We start from the raw sequence: 17,516 nt of genomic DNA, 5'->3' as shown, positions 1-17,516 counted from the left end.
AGGGACCTTTAGGCTTTTTTTCGAGTTTCCATTGATTTTTTTCTCTTTTAAAAAACAGAGACTTGCATCTGATTTCCTTGTTACAGCAAACGAATTGCCGGATTACCGTCGGAGGCAGGTCACCCCACTCAGACTATTTCGGCAGCCAAGCCTGCCTCCATAGCTCCAGATTCTCTCCCTCCAGCATCCATTCGCTTAGCACCCGCTGACGCAACTCATCGCCGAGCTTCGCAGTAGCATCCAGGTCGTGGATATGCATGCGGATGGCCTCAACCCACTCCTTGAAGCGATTTTTCACCCGCGTCACCGGCAGATCGCCGCGATAACAACGCACATCGCTGCATACCACCGGAAAGCCACAGGCGCCATATTCCAGCAGGCGCAGGTTGCTCTTGCACTCGTTGAACAGATTCTGCTCCACCGGTGCGATGGCCAGGTCGAGGTCGAGCCGGGCCAGGGCTTGGGGATACAGCTCGATATCGACCCCGGGGATGTTTTCCTTTACATAAGGCGCCAACTCCGGAGGACACATGCCAAAGAAGACCCAGTCCACCTCGGCGCAAAGCTCCTTGACCACATCGATGATGAGCTGTAAGTCCCCAGTATGACTGCCACCTCCGGCCCAGCCGACACGTGGTTTGCTGCCACGCCGACGTCGACTGACAAGCCCACCCCACCACTGCGTCGGCAAGCGGTTGTGCACCACATGAATCTCCGCATGCAGCCCCTCTAGCGCCTCGGCAAGCGCCTCGGTGGAGACGACAAACCGATCCACATAGCCAAGACCTCGACGCAGCGAGCGCAGCACGTCCTTAGGCATATGCTCGCGGTGGATGCTTTTCATCGGCAGGTTCGGCAGGTAATCATCCAGCTCATAGAGCTTGAAGGCTCTCGAAAAAGCCTTGATGCGCCGCATTGCCTCTAGACGCTCATCGCCGATCTGCCGCTGCAGCACAATCACATCCGGGTCATAGCGCTCAAGATCGACCACCTGCAGGAGCCCCGGCGACAACATACCGTCGACGTTTCCGCGCTCGCGCAAGGCCTGGAATGGCTGGATCACCCGATAATTACCACATCCCCAAGGATCTGCCGGGTGCGCCAGTATCACCGGGAGCGGCCGCCAGGTAAGTGGGCGCCAGCTCAACTGGACATCGGGCTCCAACTCGAAGCCTCGGCCATTGAGCGAGAGATTGCGGTTATAGGCTGGGTCATTGGCCAATGCAGGCAGCCACTTCGCATACATGGCATCCTGCTCCTCGACGAAACGCCTACGCTTCTCCTCCTGCGCCTTCGGGTCAATGCGTCGCTGACTGACACTTCCCTCATGCATCACCACAGAGTGCGGGGTCCATACAATCAAGTAGCCTGCCTCACGCACCTTCAGGCACAAGTCGACATCGTTGTAGGAAACCTTGAAACGATCCTCATCGAGCCCGCCCACCTGCTCATATATGGACTTGCGAATCATTAGGCAGGCGGCCGTCACCGCACTGTAGTCCTGCTCGACCTGCAAGCGCTGCATGTAACCGGGGGCGTCGATCGGCTCATCGATGAAGGGGTGATCCGCCGGGCCACGCAATCCCAGGACGACCCCGGCATGCTGCACCTTGCCGTCTGGATAGAGCAGCTTGGCGCCCACGATGCCGACCTCGGGCCGTAAGGCATGGTTGAGCAACTCATCTAGCCAGGCTTCACTGATAATGGCCGTATCATTGTTCAGCAGCACCAGGTACTCGCCCCGGGCAGCGCTCACGGCCATGTTGTTGATCGCGGAGTAATTGAATGGATGGGGGTAACGCAGCACCCTGACCTTGTCTTCGCCCATATGCTCCACCGCCTCCAGCCAGGCTTTGGCCTCTGACGTCTGGCTGGCGTTATCGACGATCAACAACTCATAGCGACTGTAAGAGGTCTTCTCCAGGAGGCTCTCCACGCAGCGCTGAAGAATGGGCAGTTGGTCCTTGGTCGGAATGATGATCGATACCAGCGGCTTGTCCGGGTGCCCGTAGCGAATTCTGTAACGGGCCGGCAGATGCGAGATTACCTCTGCGGTATAGCCACGAGCGGTCAGGTGCCTCTGTATGGCAGCCTGCTCACCAGGATTCTCCTGCAAAGCCGGCGCATCGGTGTAAAGCAGCGGCTCGGCGACATGACCAATGCCCGCCAACCCTCCTTTTTCGATCAGACGTAGCACCAGATCGAGCTCAATCGCCTCGGGATAGGCCGCATCGTAACCACCCAGATCAATGAACACTTCACGGCGCAATAGCCAGTGCTTGGACATGGCGCGAGGAAAGCTCAGCAATAGATCCAGATTGAGAGCAGGACGGAATGCCCCCCCCAGCTCGCCATCGGCTTGACGCTGTAGCTCGTCGGCGAAAATGGCCCGGCACTGCGGCGCCTGAGTCAACTCAAGCGCCGCGACCATCAAGCCACTCGCGCAGAACTCATCGCCTGCGTCGACCAGCATGAACCAGTCGACAGCGAAGTCCCGGATAGCCTGATTAAGCGCTGCCACATAATCGCAGCCGTCAATCTGGATGAAATGCAGCTTGTTGTCCGGGTGACTGGCAGGCACCGCAGCCACCGAAAGGACTCGCATCTTCAGGGTGGCATAGGCGTTGCGATCCAGCCCCAGGCTGCGAATGGTGCGGGTCAGGCGCTCTGCATCTCCCTGAAGATCGAGGATCACGATACCGAACAGCGGCCCCCCTGCATGTTGTTGCAGGTACTCATTGATTTGCCGAAGCTGCAGCTCGCTCGGCACCCGAGCTGCCACCCAACGCTTGAGCCGCTCAGAGTTGCTCAGCTCACGCCCCGCGTCCACGCTCGCCGGGACTGCCACCGCTCCTTGAGCGTAGCGCCCCAGCAGGTCTTCAGTCTTCGAGTCGACCCCCACACGCATGATGAACTGCAGCGCACACAGCTCGGACAAGTCCTCCTGGGTCAAATCATGCAGCGTCATCCGCCCCGCGCGCAGACTGACTGAAGATTTCTCCCTGTGCTGGGCATAGATATCCTGCAGCTGCGCATCCAGGGAATATTGCAGGGTCTGCAGGTGATAGCCCGTCTCGAACAACACCCTGCGAAACTCTGTAAGCGTGAAGAAACGGATATGCGTGATGTCCAGCAACCCCGCTGGCTCATACTCCCAATAGCCGTCGCTCAAGGCACTCATCAGGCGCAAATTGCGCACATTGGGAATCGAGATGATGATTTGCGCATCCCTACTCAAGAAGGGTTTGAGCTCGGTCAGCACCGCCCACGGGTTGTACATGTGCTCCAGCACATCGGCCAGGATGACCCCATCCAGTGCACCTTTGGCGATGCCCTCGGCCTCTAGGTCGAACTCCTCGAACTTGCCAACCAGCACATGATCAAGCTTGCTCGCCGCTTGCTTGGCTGCGGCCTGGTTGATCTCCATGCCCCACACCTTGGCTTCTGGAAAGCGCTGCTTGAGCAGTTGACCATTGGCACCTGCCGCACAACCAATATCCAGCACGAAACTTGGCGCTTTGGCGAACGCCTCTATCAACGGGCTGCGGGCAGTATCGTGATAGGCAACCTCAACCTCGGTGTGCTCGACATCCAGATACTCCTGCCAAACGTATCGCCGAGCCTCCCGTGGCCCAGCCAGTTCAAGCATGAGCTTGGCCACACGCTGAGCCGCATGACCATCAACCCCCAAGTTGTAGTAGGGAGCACGCAGGCGCATGGCCTCAAGTTGACGCCCGCGAAAGGCATCGTCGGTCAGCAGGCGATGGATGGCAGCAGCGAGATCCCGTGCCTCGGCCTCAACCACACCGCTCTCAGCCTCAAAGCTCGGACCGAGAAGCATGCCCCCGATATTCAACAAGTTGATCGTCGCCGTGCCCGCCAGCATGGCCTCAACGCTGTAATTGGAGTCCACCGCCACCAGCACATCAGCGGCAACCGCCCATAACTGGGTATCTTCAGCGGTATAGAAATAGAGCTCGTCACTTGCACCCAACTCATGCAACAGCTCTATGCATCGTTGTGCGCCAAAATGCTGATTGGAGGGGCGATCCTTGATCACGGCATAAAACTGCAAGCCTGCCTGACGCAGATTTTCGCAGGCCGCGATGAAAGCCAGCAGGCTGTCGCCGTAGATCGACTCATTGCAATGTGCCGTAAGATTGGCCGCCCAGGTCGTCCCGAACACCACCAACGGCACCTCGGACTGCATCTGATGCTTATTGCGCAACACCGCACACGCCTGCCCGCGCTGCCCGCGCAACTGGGCGTAGCCATCCCAGGCGGGGTTGCCAGTCACATGCAGGCGTGCCGGGTCAATCCCTAGATCCCGATAACCTTCAAGACCGCGCTCACCGTATACCGCCAGTACATCCGTATGCAGCGCGCTGTGTACGGTGTAGGGCTCATGCAGCGCAATCGAGTGCGCCAGCTGCAACGAGGGGATACGCTGCTGTCGGGCCCAGAGCGAAACCGTCTTGCCCATCAGCATCACATCCTCGCTGACCACCAGCAGTTCGATTTGAAACTGCTCTCGCGCTCGCTCGCACGCTTCCAGAAGACCGAGCGCAGATGGCAGATCCTGTTGCAACCGTCGCTCGATCAATGGCCGTAAACGCTGCTTGTCCTCCCCCGACAGCGCTGGCGGCCACAGCGGGCCGGCAAGGTACTCAGCAAAATCGGCGCAAAACTGCGAGGCCTGCTGCTGCGAGTGCGCAGCACCCTGCCCCTCAATCAACTCCTCCAGGGCCAGCACACGACACCCTGCCTCGTTGGCAATGTCGAGTAACCCCTGGGTAATCTGGGTGCGGACGGTGAGAATCGTCAATGTGCCGCGTTCACGCACAAACAGTCGCAAGGCCTCGGCGTGCTGGGCCCAGAGCAGGCTGATGATGGCCGGCGCTTTCATGTGCGCTCCCCGGTGAATAGTCCAAAGTAGTCGCTCAAGATCGCCTCAACCAATAGGTACTCGCTGCCCTGGCTGATGTCCACGCCGTGGCTGTAGCGTTGCGCACAGGCCGCAGCCCACTGCCGGGAAATGACAGTTGCGCGCCGGTCGGCCTGGCGCTGGGAGCGCCAAGCCTGAAACTGCTCCTCAAGCTCAGGCAATAAAAGCCCGGCAAAGTCGTAGTCCGGAAGGCGCGCCAACAATGCGTCGTACAGGCAGAAAAAGAAATGACGCGCCCGCATGGGTTGCAACAGCTGCCCCAGCTCCGCGGCGAGCTCCGCGACGGGGAGCTGCAACCAGGATTGCAGAGCCCCAAACGAGCGTTTCGACAAGGCAGCCTCGCTCTCCGCCATCTGTTGCGCGAAGCGCGCATTGGCCGCAGGGTCGGCACGGTTCTCCAACACCACGAAAAGGCGCCCCGCCAGGCACGGCGAGAGTCGCGCGATCAACTGCCGCTCCAGGAACAGCCCCAGCGCCACCAACCCGGCATCGGCAGCGAACCAGGACAGAACACGCTTCCACTTATGCGTTCGCTCCAGTGCCTCATACAGTAGCCAGTTGATATTACCTCCGCCCAGGAAGGCTCCGTAAGGTACAAGCGCATGCACGGTCAAACCTTGCGCGTCGGCATGCTCGACCAACTCCGCCACGCTCAGGCGCGCCATGTAGTTGGCAAAATCCGCGCAGTCCGCCGTCTTGCGTAATGCATCCGGCCAGTTCTCACGGCTCTCGCCATAAGCCAGACGAATATGATCACTGGAGTGGATGTCAAAGAGCAGCCGCCCTCCGGGACGAACCACTCTGCGCCACTCCTGCAGTGCCTCGCGCCAGTTGGGAAAGTGCACCATCACGTTGAGGGCCACAGCAGAGTCGAAACTCCCATCCCCGCATGGCAGAGCGAGGATATCGCCAAGCTTCAGAGTGATCGGCCGCGCGCCGGCCAGGCGCCGCGTCTCATCTAGCATTGCTTGGGAACTGTCAACGCCGGTCACCTGGTAGCCCTGCTGCAGCAGGGCCAATGCGGCACGCCCGGTGCCGGTGCCGATGTCGAGAATCTCGCGGCCACAGACATGGCGCTGGATGATGTCGATTTCCAGCGCATGCTTCAGTTGATTGGTAGTGGTGTTCTCGCACATCCGCCCGGAATACCAGGCCACCATGTTGGGGTCCTGCCAGGCATTGGTCTTCCAGCGGATGAGATCACTGCCTGCCGCCCCCCCCAAGCTCCTAGCGTCTTTGTGTTGACTCACTTCAGCATCCCCTGTGTAGGCCCGTCCGAGTCGTACCAGGCTAGGACATAGACCATCATGTTTGCCTGTAAAAGCACCAAAGGGGAATCCCGGTGCTACAGCCCCCCTCGGCGTCAAACTCATGACATCTCAAGTGGATGAGCAAAACACAGGCCAATAGGTGTCGCGGGGGTATTACTCTGACTCAACGCAACTGGTTAAACAGGTTGAGCCCGGCAATCTTCACGTAACTCTGCTGCGCCGCCTCGAGGATGATGCTCTGGAACGACAGACGCGACAGCGCCTCGGCATAATCCAGCTCGCGCAGATCGGCCTGTACGGCCTTGTTGACCAGGGTCACATCCTCGTTATCGATCTCGGTGGTCTCGATCAAATTGAGACGCGCGCCGATCTCGGTCTGCACCTCCAGCACCTGGCCAATGCCGTTGTCCAGGTTCTTCAAGGCGATGGCCACTTCGTCGCGAATCGCCAGATTGCCGACGGGCGAGGTCGGCGACGACTCCAGCGCCTGGCGCAAGCGGGAAATACTGTTGAGTATGCTGCGTTGCTCCTGGAACTGCGGTTTGATACCGAATTCGTCACCCGCCGCGGCAGCCGCGCTCAGGCTGAAGTCGACCCCGAACACGGTGAAGTTTGCCGGGTACGGCCCCGGCGCCGAGCCAGTGCCGATAGGCGTGCTGCTAGGGCCGACCGGCTGGGCATAGACATCATAGTTGGCTGGGCTGGTGAAGCGCAGCACCACGCCGGAGGTGGGGAACTGCGAGTTGAAGGTGGTCTGGTTGCTGATGGTACCGCCGGTGACCACCGCCGTGGAGGCATTGGTCGAGGAGCGGGTCACGGCAAATTCGGTGGGCGCCGCCTGCAGGGTGAAGCTGTGGGTGCCGATGCCCGGTGTTCCGGGGGTGGTGGTATTGGCCAGCAGATTGTCCAGATCCTGCTCGTTGTCTCCGGGCTGCAATACCACATCCAGTTGAAAACGCATGCCACGGAAATTGATGGTACTGCCACCACTGGCCAGGGGATCTATTTGTCCTCCGCCCGGAATCTCCGAGGTCACATCCGCCCCGGTACCGTCGTAGATGCGGAACTCCCTGCCGCTGACAAATACCAGCGAGTAGGGTTCGCCGGCACGGAAGGTACTGTTGAAGGTGTCCTGGTCCTCGACCAGCCCCTGCGACATGAACACGCGCTGATTGGCGGCGGGCACCGGCGGTATCGTGGTGGCCGGCAGCGGCGGCACCTGGCCGGCCAATGCGGGATTGTTGACGCCTGCCGTCTCCAGCACGCGGTCCGCGTTGGTCACGTCCTCGAACAGGCGCTTGCCGTTGTCGTTGATGGCCACTGTGGTCGAACTGGCCACCTGCAGGCGGCGCTGCCCCTCGTCGCCATAATAGGAGTAGGTACCGTCGGGGTTGCGGATGAACGGCTCGGTCTTGCCCAGGAAGCCGGCGAACAGGTACTCGCCCCGAGCGTTGCGGCTGTTCATCAGGTTGAGCAGCTCCGCCTCGCGCTCACCCAGCTCCTTGGCAATGGACTTGCGGTCCTCGGTCGACAGGGCGCCGCCACCGGCCTGGACGGCCAGCTCGCGGATGCGCTGCAGCACGGTGTTGACCGAGTTGAGGGTGGTTTCTTCCTGGGTCAGGCTGTTCTTCGCCGCCGTCAGATTGTCCTTGTACTGGCCCAGCACTGCCTGCTGCTGCTCCAGCTGCAGCAGGCGCACCGAGGCCACCGGGTCGTCCGCCGGCGTGAGGATGCGCAGGCCGCTGCTGATCTGCTCCTGGGTACGGATCACGCTGGAGTAGTTGCGCCCGATGCCGCTCACGCCATTGTTGAAGGCTTGGATGGAGGAGATGCGCATGACCATGGTGGCTATCCGGCTTAGAAGCTGTTGATCAGGGTATCGAACAAATTACGGGCGACTTGAATGATCTGCGCCGATGCCTGGTAGTACTGCTCGAATTGAATGAGCTTGGCCGCCTCCTCATCCAGGCTCACCGCCGACACCGAGTCGCGGTTGTCGGTGGCCTGTTTGAGAATGGCACCGGTCGCCTCGCCATCCACTCGCGCCTGGCTGGTCAGGGTGCCGACCCGCTCCACCAGATCGCCGTAGGCATCGGTGAAACTCGCTCCAGTGGTGGCCGGGAAGTTCGGATCTATGCCGACCGTCGCCTTATTCTGCAGATCCACCAGTTTCAGTGCATTGCGGTTGTCCGAAACACCGTTGGTATTGAAGGAAATGGTGAAGTTGTCGCCGGTAGTCGGCCGCCCGCTGAGGGTGAACTCGAAGGTGAAGTCGTCGGGTGGCGTGCCGGCGGTGACCTGCTGAGTGTTGTTCTGCCCCGGCACTATGACGTTGCTGCTGAGCACCGCGCCGTTGATATCCACCACGTCGTAACCGGTCGCCGAAGTGAACACGATGCGCAGCGGCGGCGTGGTGCGCAGGCTGTTCTCCATGCCGGCCTGGGCCACGGAGTCGTAGATATCGATGCGCGTAATCAGGCTGGGCTGGGTGATCACCCCGGTGCCGATATTGCCGGGGCTGGTCTCGGCCTTGAGCGGCGAGGCGAAGGCCAGCTCCGATGCGTTCTTCAGGTCGGCGCGGATATCGCTGCCGGCGGTGCGGGTCGGCATGATGCGGAAGCGGTCGCCGGCGGCGAAGGTGCCGGAGGCCACGTTCATCGAGAAGCCGTCGAACACCAGCGGCGTGGCGCTGGTGATGTCATAGGGCGTCGGCGCCGCCACCAGCGGAGTGTCCGGATCGCCATCGTCATCGTACAGGGCGGCCACCGCCTGGCCGTCGGAGACCCGGCGCACCGTGTACTCGGTGGCGCTGGTGAACACCACCTCGTAGTCGCTGGTGCTCAGTGCCGTGGTGTCCTCGATCAGCACGTTGAGGTTGGCCGCCGGGTCGCTGTTGCCGACCCGGGCGATGCTGCGCTGGCCGATCAACAGCGGATCGTTGATGGCACGGAACAGCGGCTCGCCGAAGTTGCCCTTGAGGTCCAGACCCTGCCCCAGCTGGCTGTTGATCTGGTCGGCGACGGACAGCGCCAGGCGCCCGATAGAGTTTAGCGACTCGTCCAGCACATCCTCGCGGTAGCGGATCAGCCCGCCCATTTCACCGCCGGTGATTAACGAGGTGATGCCCTGACGTGAATTGCCGCTGACGAACTGCACCTCGGCGCGCAGCGGGTCGGCGGTGCCCGGCACCACCGCCAGGCGCGCGGCGCTGGCGCCCACCACCAGTGGCTGGCCGGAGCCGATGAACAGGTTGTAGCTGTTGTCGTCCTGCGGCACCACGGTCACGCCGATGAACTCGGAGAGCCTGCGCACCGCCTCGTCGCGGGCGTCCAGCAGGTCGTTGGGCTGCTTGCCGTTGGCGGCTGCCACAGCGATGGCGTTGTTGTAGCCGGCTATGGAAGTGGCCAGCTGATTGACCTGGTCGGTCACCGCCGAGAGCTGCTTGTTGATGAAGGCGTTCTGCTCGTAGAGACGGTCGTAGATGGTGTTGAAGCGCTTGGCCAGGCCCTCGGCCTCGGACAGCACCAGCTGCCGCGCCGGGATATTGGCGGGGTCTTCGGCCGCCGTCTGCAGGGAGGCGAACAGCTTCTGCAGGCCGGGGGTGACGCCGGTGGTGCTGCCGGCCAGCAGCGAGTCGAGCTGGTTGATCTGGCTCAGGTAGGCCGACACGTCGCTGTTCAGCGCCGTGCTGCTGCGCACCTGGGTGGTGAGGAACTCGTTGTAGATGCGCCGCACGTCGACCAGGGTGGTGCCCGAGCCTATGTAGCCGACTCCACTGAACTGCGGGATGCGCGTGGCCTGCACCGTGTCCTGCCGGGTGTAGCCCGGGGTGTTGACGTTGGTGATGTTGTGGCCGGTGACCGCCAGCGACGTCTTGTTCGCGGCGAGGCCCGACAGGCCAATGCTCAGTAGGTCAGCCATGGTTCAGCTCTCAGGTCCTCGTGGTCGGACTGTCGACGGCGGCAATGGCCTGATAGGTCTGCATCTGCCGGGCGATCTGCACGATCTTGCGGGCGTACTGGGGGTCGGTCGCATAACCGGCCTCCTGCAGCTCGCGCACGAAGCTCTCCGGGTTATCGGTCGCCGCCAGCGCTTCTTGATAGCGGCCATTGCCCTGCAGGAAATTCACGTAGTCGTTGAAACTCTGCCGATAGGAGTCGTAGGCCCGAAACGACGCCGCTTCCTTCACCGCCGCGCCGCCCTTGTATTCGGTGGTCAGTACCCGTGCGGCCTGGCCCTGCCAGCCGCCATGGGCCTTGATGCCGAACAGGTTGTGGCTGCTGGAGCCGTCGGACTGGCGGATGATCGACTTGCCCCAGCCGGTTTCCAGGGCGGCCTGGGCCACCAGATAGCGGGCGTCGACACCGATCTTCTGCGCCGCCTCTTCGGCCAGCGGCAGCATGGTGGCGACGAAATCGGCGGCCGAGGCGAAGGCCGACTTGCCCTTGGCCAGCGGCGGCTGGGCCACCCGGCGGCCGCCGATGGCCTCGCCGTTGTCCAGGTCGGCGACCACCGCCTTGCTCTGTAACGGCACCCAGTCCTTGCCGGCCAAGGGTTGAGCCTCGGCCGTGGCCGGCACTATGCCGGCCAGCAACCGGTCGCTGAGCTTGCTCGGCAGGCTCAGGCGGCGCTGGTTGAGCAGCTGCGAGTCGTCGCGCACAGCGCCCTCGCCCGCCGGTTTAAAGGCGCCGGCACGCGCGCCGGCGGCCGGCGGCTCGACCTGGGCGAAGGGATTGACCCGTTTCGGCCCGCTCTTGATCTGGCTGAGCTGGCGCTCCAGCACCGCGGCCAGGCCGATGCCGCCATTGTTCTTCGACAGGGTCACGGCCAGCTGCTGGTCGTGCATGTCCTGGTAGGTCTTGCTCTCGTTGCTGTTCATGAAGTTGCCTTCGGCGAACACCTCGTTCGCCTTGCGCATGGCCTTCATCATCTCGTTGAGGAACAGCGACTCGAATTCCTGGGCGACCTTCTTGATGTTGCCTTCGCTGTCACCGCCGACCTTGAACTGGTTGAGCCGGTTCAGGTCGGTATAGGCGCCGCTGTCGAGGCCGGCTGCGAGTCTGGAATTCATGGTCGCCTCCGTCAGATCACGATCAGGTCGGCCTGCAGGGCGCCGGCTTGCTTGAGCGCCTCGAGGATGGCCATCAGGTCGGAAGGCGCGGCGCCCACCTGGTTCACCGCACGCACTATCTCGTCCAGGGTGGTGCCGGGGCCGAACTTGAACATCGGCTTGGCCTCCTGCGCGGCATCCACCCTGGAGCGCGGCACCACCGCGGTCTGCCCGCCGGACAGCGCCTCCGGCTGGCTGACGATGGGGTCTTCGGTGATGGTCACGGTCAGGCTGCCATGGGTCACGGCGGCCGGCTGCACCCGTACGTTCTGGCCGATGACGATGGTGCCGGTGCGCGAGTTGATGATGACCTTGGCCGCCGCCTGGCCGGCCTCGATCTCGATGTTCTCCAGCACCGCCAGATAGTCGACGCGCTGGTTCGGGTCCAGCGGCGCGCTGACGCGGATCGAGCCGCCGTCGATGGCCTGGGCCACGCCCGGGCCGAGCAGGCCGTTGATCTGGTCGACTATGTTCTTCGCCGTGGTGAAGTCGGGCCGGTTGAGGTTCAGCGTCAGGCTGTTGCCCTGGTCGAAACCGCTGGGCACCGGGCGCTCGACCGTGGCGCCGGCGGGAATGCGCCCGGCCGAGGGGATGTTCACGGTGATCCGCGAACCATCGGCGCCGCCAGCGTCGAAACCGCCGACCACCAGGTTGCCCTGGGCAATGGCGTAGACGTTGCCGTCGATGCCCTTGAGCGGCGTCATCAGCAGGCTGCCGCCGCGCAGGCTCTTGGAGTTGCCGATCGAGGAGATGGTCACGTCCAGGGTCTGCCCCGGCTTGGCGAAGGGTGGCAGGTCGGCATGCACGGACACCGCCGCGACGTTCTTCAACTGCACGTTGCCGGAGCCCGCCGGCACCTTGATGCCGAACTGCGCCAGCATGTTGTTGAAGGTCTGCAGGGTGAAAGGCGTCTGGGTGGTCTGGTCACCGGTGCCGTTGAGGCCGACCACCAGGCCGTAGCCGATCAGCTGGTTGCTGCGCACGCCCTGGATGCTGGCCAGGTCCTTCAGGCGCTCGGCCTGGGCCGGCAAGCTCAGCAGCAGGCTGAGCAGCAGCACCCCGCAGGAGCGAGCCCTGCTCGCGAAGCTTCTGCCTTCAACCCGATCGCGAGCAGAGCTCGTTCCTACGACATTCATCTTCATTCTCCTGCTCAGAACGGGAACAGCGGGCTGAGGAAGAAGCGATCCAGCCAACCCGGTTGGCTGGCATCGGCGAAGGCACCGGTACCCGAGTAGGTGATCCGCGCGTTGGCGATGCGGGTCGAGGACACCGTGTTGTCGGTGGCGATGTCGTCGGCGCGCACCAGGCCGGCGATGCGCACCAGCTCGTCGCCGGTGTTCAGGGTCATCCACTTCTCGCCGCGCACGGCGAGGATGCCGTTGGGCAGCACCTCGGCCACGGTGACGGTGATGGAGCCGGTCAGGCTGTTGCTCTGCTTGGCCGCGCTCTCGCCCTCGGTCGAGCGGGTGCCGCGGTAACCGACGTCCAGGTTCAGGTCGTCGCCATTGAGCGGGTTGAGCCCGGAGCTGGGGTTGTTGACGCCGACGGTGGCGCCGAACAGCGAGGTCAGGCCGAGGCTGGCCGAACTGTCCTTGGACATGTCGGAGCCGGCCGACTTGCTCGCCTGGGTACGCTCGCTGAGGGTGATGGTGATGATGTCGCCGACCCGGTAGGCCTTTCGGTCGTCGTACAGGTTGGTCTCGAAGCCCGGCTGGTAGATGGCGCCGTTGTTCTGCGCGGCCGGCAGGGGGGTGCGCGGCAGCACCGGGGCGTAGTAGGGGTCGTCCGGCTTCGGCGGTGGCGTCACGCAGCCGCTCAGGACCACGCAGCCCAGCAGGGAGAGAAGAATTATAAGCCGGTTCATAACCACTACCTCACGGCGTTCGTGTCGCTAGCCGCCGGCGCCTACGGCGCCCGCGGTATTAAAGGTTCTGCGTGATGAAGGAGAGCATCTGGTCCGAGGTGGAGATCACCTTGGAGTTCATCTCGTAGGCACGCTGGGTGGTGATCATGTTGACCAGCTCCTCCACCACGCTGACGTTGGAGTTCTCCAGGGTGTTCTGCAGCACGGTGCCGAGGCCGGTCAGGCCTGGGGTACCGACCTGCGGTGCGCCGCTGGAGGCGGTTTCGAGGAACAGGTTGTTGCCGATCGCCTGCAGGCCGGCCGGGTTGACGAAGTCGGCGGTCTGGATATTGCCGATCACCTGGGCGGCCGGGTTGCCGGCGGTGGTCACCGAGACGGTGCCGTCCTCGCCGACGGTGAAGGTCTGCACCTCAGCCGGCAGGACTATGGCTGGCTCCAACGGAAAACCGCTTGAAGTGACGATCTGGCCGTCGGAGTCCAGGTGGAAGCTGCCGTCGCGGCTATAGCCGATGGTGCCGTCCGGCATCAGGATCTGGAAGAAGCCGCGCCCGTTGATCGCCATGTCCAGCGGCTGCTCGGTGGTCTGCAGGCTGCCGGCGGTGAAGATCTTCTGGGTGCCGGCGATGCGCACCCCGGTACCCAGCTGCAGGCCGGTGGGCAGCTCGCTGTCCTGGCTGGACTGACCGCCCGGCTGGCGCCGGATCTGGTACAGCAGGTCCTCGAAATCGGCGCGATCACGCTTGAAGCCGGTGGTCGAGACGTTGGCCAGGTTGTTGGAAATGGTGGTCAGGTTCATGTCCTGGGCGGACAGACCGGTTTTCGCGACCCACAGAGCCGGAAGCATGTTCTTTCTCCTCGAACGCCAGTTTCATGGCGCTTCGCGTTGGTGATTAGCTGATTTGCATGACCCGTGCCATGGCCGCCGCGCCGTCTTCGGCGGTGCGCATCATCTTCACGTGCAGTTCGAACTGGCGGGACAGCGAGAGGATCGCGGTCATCTCCTCGACGGCGTTGACGTTGCTCGACTCGAGAAAGCCCGAAGTCAGGCGCACGTTGGCGTCGGCGGCCGCCGGCTCGTTGGCGCCCTTGACCCGGATCAGGCCGTCGCCGCCCTTCTCCAGGGTCTTCGGGTCCGGATTCACCAGCTTGATGCGATCCACCTCGGCCATCACGTTCGGCGCCTCGCCGAGGGCGCGGATACTGATGGTGCCGTCCTGGCCGATCTCGACCTTCTGCTCCGGCGGCACGGCGATCGGCCCGCCGTTGCCCAGCACCGGCAAACCGGTGCCGGTGCGCAGCTGGCCGAGGGCATCGATCTGCAGGCTGGCGGTACGCACATAGGCCTCGCTGCCATCGGCGGCCTGCACGGCGATCCAGCCCTGGCCGTCGATGGCCACGTCCAGGTCGCGGCCGGTCTCCTGCAGGGAGCCGGGGGTGAAATCGGTGGCCGGGCGCTCGGTCATGGCATAGACCCGCGCCGGGTAGCTGTCGCCGAACACCGGCATCGAGCGCGCCTGCTCGTAGTCGCGACGAAAGCCGGTGGTGGAGATATTCGCCAGATTGTTGGCGTGGGCGCGCTGGGCCAGAGTGTTCTGGCTGGCGCCGGTCATGGAGATGTACAGCATCTTGTCCATGGTCTGCTCCGCAGGGTCGGCTTTTTGCCGCTGATTAATCTGTTACCTGCTGTTGAGCAAACCACGTGCCAAAACTATTCTTTAATCCTATCTAGCTGATTTAAAAGAAAATATACGAAAGAAAGACTCCCGAAGGAGCCTTTCTCGAAAGCCAACCGGCCAAGCCTTGCCGCCAGCGGCAAGGCTTGGCTAAGCATCAGCGGATATTGATGATGGTCTGGGTGATGGCGCTCTCGGTCTCGATGGTCTTGGCGTTGGCCTGGTAGTTGCGCTGGGCGACGATCAGGTTGACCAACTGATCGGACAGCTCGACGTTGGAATCCTCCAGGGCGCCGGCCTGCAGGGCGCCCAGGGTGCCGGTGCGCGGCGTGCCAATGACCGGCTCACCGGACTGGAAGGACTGCACCCAGGCGGTCTTGCCGATCGGGGTAAGGCCCTGCACGTTGGCGAAGCTGGCCAGCACAACCTGGCCCTGGATCAACGACTGGCCGTTGGTGTAGCGGGCGAAGATCACCCCGGTATCGTCGATCTCCAGGCCGGACAACTCGCCGGTGGTGTAGCCGTCCTGGCTCACCGAGGTGACGGCGAAGGCGCTGGCGAACTGGGTGGCCTGACGGATATCGACGGTGATGCCGGCCGCCGCCGCGTTGGCGCCGTTGGCGCTCCACACCGGCGGCACCGAGTTGTCCGGCGCGGCCGGCACCCAGTTGGTCAGCACCAGCGTGCCGTCGGGGTTGACCGTGAAGTCCGGCGAGGCCAGCGCCGCGGTGTTCAACTGCCCCGCCGCGGTGAAGGCCATATTGACCGTGTAGGGCGTGGTGAGAGTCGGGTCATTGGGGTTACGCCCGTCGATCAGCACATTCATGGTCCAGGTATTGGCCGCCGTCTTGACGAAATACTGGGTCATGACGTGGGCGTTGCCCTGGGTGTCGTAGATATTGGTCGAGGTCGAGGAGTTGTAGGTGGTCGGATCGGCCGGATCGAAGGGCACGGTGGTCGGCACCGTGTTGTTCGAGTTCAGGTTGAAGGTCTGCGCCAGGTTCTCGGTGGCCCTAGGCGCCTGGGCGGCGGTGCGAATCTGGATATCGTTGACAATGCCATTCTGCAGATTGCCCGCCGCATCCACCGCATAACCCTGCAGGCGGTAGCCGAAGTTGTTCACCACGTAACCGTCACGGTCGGTGCCGAAATAGCCGGCGCGGGTGTAGCTGATCTCGCCGTTGTTGCTGGTGACGAAGAAGCCGTTGCCGTTGATCGCCAGGTCCAGGGCGTTCTGCGTGTAGTTGATGTTGCCCTGGTTGAACAGCTGCGACACATCGGCCAGCAGCACGCCACTGCCCTGGGCGTTAGAGCCTGTGCCGAGCACCGAGGCGGCGTAGACATCGGCGAACTCGGCACGCGACTGCTTGAAGCCCGCGGTGCCAGCATTGGCGATGTTGTTGCCGGTGACGTTGAGGTCGTTGGTGGCCGCCCGTAGACCGCTGAGACCGATATTGAAAGCCATGAATGAACTCCTCTGCCGTTACTGCCGGCGCTGCAAGTCTGGGGGTTACTGACCGATGATCTGGACCTGGGACAGCGGGACGCTACCGATGCCCGCCAGGTTGAGCTTCATTTCTCCGCCGTTCTGCCCGAGCACCACGCTGTCGACGTTGGCCGGCAACAGGGTGTAGAGCCCCTTGGTGCCATCGGCGTAGGTGGCCTGGGCCTCGAACTTGTAGGTGCCGGGCGGCAAGAGATTGCCGCTGGAGTCCTTGCCGTCCCACATGAAGCTGACGTTGCCGGCGGCCTGCTGGCCCAGGTTGACGCGATTGACCACCTTGCCGGCGTTGTCGTAGACGTTGACGTAGACGTTGCTGCTGGTGACCGGCAGGACCAGGCTGCCCTTGAAGGTCTCGCTGGTATCCACCACCGCCTTCTCGGTCGGCACTATCACCTTGCGCCCGACCAGGGACGAGGCCTGCAGGGCCTGGGACGACTGGTAGCCGGAGAGCAGCGACGCCATGCTGGAGTTCAGCTTCTCGATGCCTTCGACCTGACTGAACTGCGCCAGCTGGGCGATGAACTCGCCGTTCTCCTGGGGCTCCAGGGGGTTCTGGTTGTTCAGCTGAGCCACCAGCAGCTCGAGGAACTCGTTCTTGCCGAGATCCTTGCTCTGCCTGGTGTCCTGCTTGATCTGGTACTGCTCCAGGACGGAACTGACGCCACTGACGCTCATTTTCTCGCTCCTTCTTCGCCGCTTACTGGCCCAGGGTCAGCACGCGCTGCATCATCTGCTTGGCGGTGTTCATCATTTCCACGTTGGTCTGGAAGGCCCGACTGGCGGAGATCATGTCGGCCATTTCCTCGACTACGTTGACGTTCGGGTAGTACACGTAACCCTTCTCGTCGGCCGCCGGGTGGTTCGGCTCGTAGCGCGGCATCAGGCTGCTCTGGTCCTCGACCACCCCCAGCACCTGCACGCCACGGCCGGCCTGGTCCTGATCGGCGAACAGCGAGCCGCGATCGCCGCTCATGCTCGACTCGAAGACGGTGGCGAACACCGGGTGGCGAGCACGATAGGTCTGCTCGACGCTGGAAGAGACGGTCTCGGCATTGGCGATATTGCTGGAGATGGTGTTCAGGCGAGTGCTCTGGGCGCTCATACCGGTACCGGCGATGTTGAAGACACTGGCGAGTGACATGACTGGGA

At 62.9% G+C, this 17,516-nt stretch carries 12 protein-coding genes; all 12 read right to left on the bottom strand.

Going from position 1 to position 17,516, the window contains the following annotated elements; genetic code table 11:
- Nucleotides 1-133 precede the first annotated feature (133 nt).
- On the bottom strand, nt 134-4,906 hold the full coding sequence (locus AAFN46_RS14835) for a glycosyltransferase (protein WP_347809462.1): 4,773 nt from the start codon (nt 4,904-4,906) through the stop codon (nt 134-136).
- Complete coding sequence (locus tag AAFN46_RS14830; RefSeq protein WP_347809461.1) at nt 4,903-6,195, bottom strand: class I SAM-dependent methyltransferase; 1,293 nt, start codon at nt 6,193-6,195, stop codon at nt 4,903-4,905. The genes AAFN46_RS14835 and AAFN46_RS14830 overlap by 4 nt, the downstream gene beginning before the upstream one ends.
- A 184-nt stretch (nt 6,196-6,379) precedes the next feature.
- Complete coding sequence (locus AAFN46_RS14825) at nt 6,380-8,059, bottom strand: flagellar hook-associated protein 3 (RefSeq protein WP_347809460.1); 1,680 nt, start codon at nt 8,057-8,059, stop codon at nt 6,380-6,382.
- 14 nt (nt 8,060-8,073) lie between these two features.
- A complete protein-coding gene (gene flgK, locus AAFN46_RS14820; RefSeq protein WP_347809459.1) occupies nt 8,074-10,137 on the bottom strand; it encodes a flagellar hook-associated protein FlgK in 2,064 nt (687 codons plus the stop codon).
- Nucleotides 10,138-10,147: 10 nt separating this feature from the next.
- The gene (flgJ, locus tag AAFN46_RS14815) at nt 10,148-11,287 is read right to left on the bottom strand and encodes a flagellar assembly peptidoglycan hydrolase FlgJ (RefSeq protein ID WP_347809458.1); all 1,140 of its coding nucleotides are present in this window, start codon (nt 11,285-11,287) and stop codon (nt 10,148-10,150) included.
- An 11-nt stretch (nt 11,288-11,298) separates the two neighbouring features.
- Nucleotides 11,299-12,384, bottom strand: a complete 1,086-nt coding sequence (locus tag AAFN46_RS14810; protein ID WP_347809457.1) for a flagellar basal body P-ring protein FlgI — start codon at nt 12,382-12,384, stop codon at nt 11,299-11,301.
- A gap of 92 nt (nt 12,385-12,476) precedes the next feature.
- Nucleotides 12,477-13,190 (bottom strand): flagellar basal body L-ring protein FlgH, encoded by a 714-nt coding sequence (gene flgH, locus AAFN46_RS14805; protein ID WP_347809456.1) that lies wholly within the window; start codon nt 13,188-13,190, stop codon nt 12,477-12,479.
- A gap of 58 nt (nt 13,191-13,248) precedes the next feature.
- Nucleotides 13,249-14,034: a flagellar basal-body rod protein FlgG gene (gene flgG, locus AAFN46_RS14800; protein WP_347809455.1), complete on the bottom strand. Its 786-nt coding sequence runs from the start codon at nt 14,032-14,034 to the stop codon at nt 13,249-13,251.
- A gap of 46 nt (nt 14,035-14,080) precedes the next feature.
- Complete coding sequence (gene flgF, locus AAFN46_RS14795; protein ID WP_347809454.1) at nt 14,081-14,824, bottom strand: flagellar basal-body rod protein FlgF; 744 nt, start codon at nt 14,822-14,824, stop codon at nt 14,081-14,083.
- 196 nt (nt 14,825-15,020) lie between these two features.
- Nucleotides 15,021-16,328, bottom strand: coding sequence for a flagellar hook protein FlgE (flgE, locus tag AAFN46_RS14790; RefSeq protein ID WP_347809453.1), 1,308 nt, complete (start codon nt 16,326-16,328; stop codon nt 15,021-15,023).
- Between the two features lie 45 nt (nt 16,329-16,373).
- A complete protein-coding gene (gene flgD, locus AAFN46_RS14785) occupies nt 16,374-17,042 on the bottom strand; it encodes a flagellar hook assembly protein FlgD (protein ID WP_347809452.1) in 669 nt (222 codons plus the stop codon).
- A gap of 22 nt (nt 17,043-17,064) precedes the next feature.
- A complete protein-coding gene (flgC, locus tag AAFN46_RS14780; RefSeq protein ID WP_347809451.1) occupies nt 17,065-17,508 on the bottom strand; it encodes a flagellar basal body rod protein FlgC in 444 nt (147 codons plus the stop codon).
- Nucleotides 17,509-17,516: the final 8 nt, after the last annotated feature.

Source organism: Pseudomonas sp. CAU 1711 (assembly GCF_039888625.1).
Lineage (GTDB): Bacteria > Pseudomonadota > Gammaproteobacteria > Pseudomonadales > Pseudomonadaceae > Aquipseudomonas.
The sequence above is the reverse complement of the archived record's forward strand: the minus strand, read 5'-3'. Positions and strand labels throughout refer to the sequence as shown.

What these genes read in the sequence shown, in the direction of transcription:
- flgH (WP_347809456.1), bottom strand. Translation starts at nt 13,190, where the DNA reads ATGAACCGGCTTATAATTCTTCTCTCCCTGCTGGGCTGCGTGGTCCTG.
- flgG (WP_347809455.1), bottom strand. Translation starts at nt 14,034, where the DNA reads ATGCTTCCGGCTCTGTGGGTCGCGAAAACCGGTCTGTCCGCCCAGGAC.
- flgK (WP_347809459.1), bottom strand. Translation starts at nt 10,137, where the DNA reads ATGGCTGACCTACTGAGCATTGGCCTGTCGGGCCTCGCCGCGAACAAG.
- flgE (WP_347809453.1), bottom strand. Translation starts at nt 16,328, where the DNA reads ATGGCTTTCAATATCGGTCTCAGCGGTCTACGGGCGGCCACCAACGAC.
- flgJ (WP_347809458.1), bottom strand. Translation starts at nt 11,287, where the DNA reads ATGAATTCCAGACTCGCAGCCGGCCTCGACAGCGGCGCCTATACCGAC.
- flgC (WP_347809451.1), bottom strand. Translation starts at nt 17,508, where the DNA reads ATGTCACTCGCCAGTGTCTTCAACATCGCCGGTACCGGTATGAGCGCC.
- AAFN46_RS14835 (WP_347809462.1), bottom strand. Translation starts at nt 4,906, where the DNA reads ATGAAAGCGCCGGCCATCATCAGCCTGCTCTGGGCCCAGCACGCCGAG.
- flgF (WP_347809454.1), bottom strand. Translation starts at nt 14,824, where the DNA reads ATGGACAAGATGCTGTACATCTCCATGACCGGCGCCAGCCAGAACACT.
- flgD (WP_347809452.1), bottom strand. Translation starts at nt 17,042, where the DNA reads ATGAGCGTCAGTGGCGTCAGTTCCGTCCTGGAGCAGTACCAGATCAAG.
- AAFN46_RS14825 (WP_347809460.1), bottom strand. Translation starts at nt 8,059, where the DNA reads ATGGTCATGCGCATCTCCTCCATCCAAGCCTTCAACAATGGCGTGAGC.